Genomic DNA, 3,048 nt, shown 5'->3' on the forward strand with positions numbered 1-3,048 from the left:
CGCGGTCCGGTGATGCCGATGAGTCCGGACTCCCGGGATCGGTCGCCGATGTCGCGGAGCCGGGTACATCACCGCGCAACGCGGATGAGTCGCGGACCGGCGATGCCGATGGTTCCGATGACCCGCGGGACCGGATGTCCCCCGAGACCCGGGCGGAATACGACCGGTTCGCGGCGGAACTCGAGCAGGCGCAGGCCCGTCGGGACGAATTGCGCCGACAGCGCGACGACCTCGCCGGGCGGCTCCCGATCGACGACGCCGACGACTGGGCGGCACTGCGCCCCGGGCCGGACGGCTTGGACCGGACACTGGAGGACCTGCGTGGCCGGACCATGCCGGTCACCGAGATGCCGGAACGGCTCGCCCGGATCGACGCGCTGGAACAGGCCGCGCGGGACTTCGCCGACGCCGACGCCGAAGTCGCCCGGCTCGAGACGGAACTGGCGAATCTGGAGCTGTCCACCACCCCGCTGGGCGAATACGACCGGCTCGTGCAGCAGCGTCAGAAGCTGACCCGCGAACGCGAGTTCTGGCGGGTCAAGCGCGACGACCGGGCCGCGCGCTGCGACTTCTGGGGTGACAACGTCACCCTGGACGAGTCGGCCCTGCGCGGGGATCAGTTGGAGGCCACCGTCCTGCAGCTGTACGAAGCCGCGAACGTCCGGACGATCGACGATATCGGCGGCCTCGACGACGCGCCGCACACCGACCGGGTCGCGCCCGAGCCGCTGGAGCTCGAGCATCGCAGGCTGGTGATCGAGAAGCTCGCGGCGGCCGCCGAGCAGGTCAACCGGCTCGATGACCAGATCGACCAGGTGGACCGGCGGATCGATCAATTGCGCAGGGCCGGCGTGGGTGTGGAACGATCCCGCCCGCAGGACGTGATCGACGCGCTGGAAGAGCTGGCCCAGCAGCGAGCCGACGCGCTGCGCGAGGTCAAGCCGCTGCGCCACGAGCGCGACGACCTCGCCGCCCGCCTCGGCCTGCTGGATCCGGACGGCCGGGTCGATCAGGCCGCCTGTGAGCCGGACCGGCTGGACCGGACGGTCGCCGACCTGCGTGCTGCGGTCCGCGACGGGCTCGCCGACGGAACACTCTCCGACGACGAGGCCGCCGCTCGCCGCCGCGACATCGACGCACTCGACGCCGTCGCGCGGCAGGTGAACAACGCGCACAACGCGATCGGCCGCATCCAGGACGACATGGCCAGGGTGGCCGGCGCGTACCGCGACCTCGTCGAGCGCGGCGGAGGCCGGATGGTGACCGACCGTGTCGGCATCGTCGACGGCGAGCGACCGCGCGTCATCGTGTTCGGTCCCCGCCCCGACCCGGACGCCCCGCGCGCCGACCACGACGCCGCGCTGGCCGACGCCTTGCGCCGCAGCTCCGATGTGGCGCAGGCGATCGTGCGGCCGGAGACCACCGTCGAATACCGGCGGGTGCTCGCCGACCGCGCGGACAACGTGCGGGTCGAGGAGATGGATCCGCCCGAGATCGAACGGTTGAGCACCGGATGGATCGGCGGCCGCCGACTGGACATCACCTCCTGGCGCGACGCCGACGGCGTCTGGCACCACGTCGACCCGACCCGTCCGGACTGGGAGTTCGGGCGCGACCGCAGCGAGCTGCCCAAGAAGTTCACGCCGAAGGATCCGCCGGACGGCGTCAGCGGGTGGGCGATGGAGGACGTCGTCAACGACATCACCCTGCCGACCGACGACGTACCGCCGGGCAAAGTTCCGGAGAGCACCCTGCCGGTGCACATGCCACAGGCGCCTTCGCAATACGACACCTCGGGTGTGGACCCCAACGATCTGTTCAGCCAGCACTGGGGCGCGGATTCCTACAACGTGGTCCGCCTGCTGCTGATGGCGGCGCAGGTACCCAAGCATCCTGCGGTGAAGGCGTGGATCCAGCGTCATCCGGAGATCGGCGAGTGGGTGCAGGCGCGGCCGTGGCTGCAGCACCTGCCGCCGTTCGGCACGGTCTTCCGCAACTATGCGTGGTTCGCCCCGCCGCAGCGCAACATTCAGCCGATGCATCGGCCGTGGAACGCCGCAGATCATGTGCCGCCGGGTGACCGGGTCGACATCCCGGAGGGCCTGCAGCGCGAATGGGACCGCGACATCGCGGCCTGGCAGCGGGTCCAGGACTGGGCGGACGCGGAATACCGGCGTTTCCTCGCCGACGACACCGATCTCGACGGGATCGCCGACGGCATCGAACGTCATCGGCGCGCCGAGCAGGAGACGCGCGCACGCGAGGTGGTGGACATCGTCGCGCGGCAGCTGGTCCAGCGGCAGCCGGGCATCGATCCGCTGGGCGACGTCGACGCCCAGCTGAGGCGCATCCACGACGAAATCGACCGGGTCGCGGGCGAACTCGCGGACCGGTTCGCCGCCGACGATCCCGACGCCGTCCGCGACACCGTCGAAGACATTCGCGAACTGCTGGCGGGCGGAGGCGATCCCGACCGGATCACGGCCGCGCTGGCCGAGCACATGCGCGTCGACGCGTCGACGTTCACGCGCGAGGAGCTTGCGCAGATCAAGAACCACCTGATGGCCGACGAGCATCGGGTGCGCGACCACGCCGACCCGCACGGCCGGTACGTGCGCACCCGGATGGATCGCCTCGCCGATGTCGCCGAGGCGTGGAACCGCCTGATCGACGGCGCACCGCTGCCGCAGGACTTCGTACTGCTCGGCGACATGCTCGCCGAGGCCCGATTCCTCGCCGCCAACCCCGGCGCGAGCTGGCAGCAGGCCAACGCCCACGCGATCGCGCTCGGCTTCCACTGGGACGCCGACCGTCCGCCGCTGACCGGATGGCGCGCAGGCATCCCGTACGCTCCGGCTCCCCTCCCGCCGAATCCGGGCTACCTGCCGCCCGCGCCGGGCGCACTGGGCGCGACACCGCCAGGGCCCCAGGGGCCGACCGGTGATTCTGCCGGTGGCGCCGACCGCCGCCTGCCCACCGGGCAACAGCCGCGTTCGCAGGACGAGGCCGAGGCGCCTGCGCAGAAGCCTTCGGGGGATCCGTCGGCCG

The 3,048-nt window shown here is 71.7% G+C and carries 1 pseudogene; it reads left to right on the forward strand.

Annotated elements, in window-relative coordinates:
• Positions 1–134 precede the first annotated feature (134 nt).
• Positions 135–3,048: pseudogene (locus ON19_RS04850) on the forward strand (hypothetical protein); the annotation flags it as partial.

The organism is Nocardia abscessus NBRC 100374, assembly GCF_000308455.1.
In the GTDB taxonomy this organism is placed as follows: Bacteria; Actinomycetota; Actinomycetes; order Mycobacteriales; family Mycobacteriaceae; genus Nocardia; species Nocardia abscessus.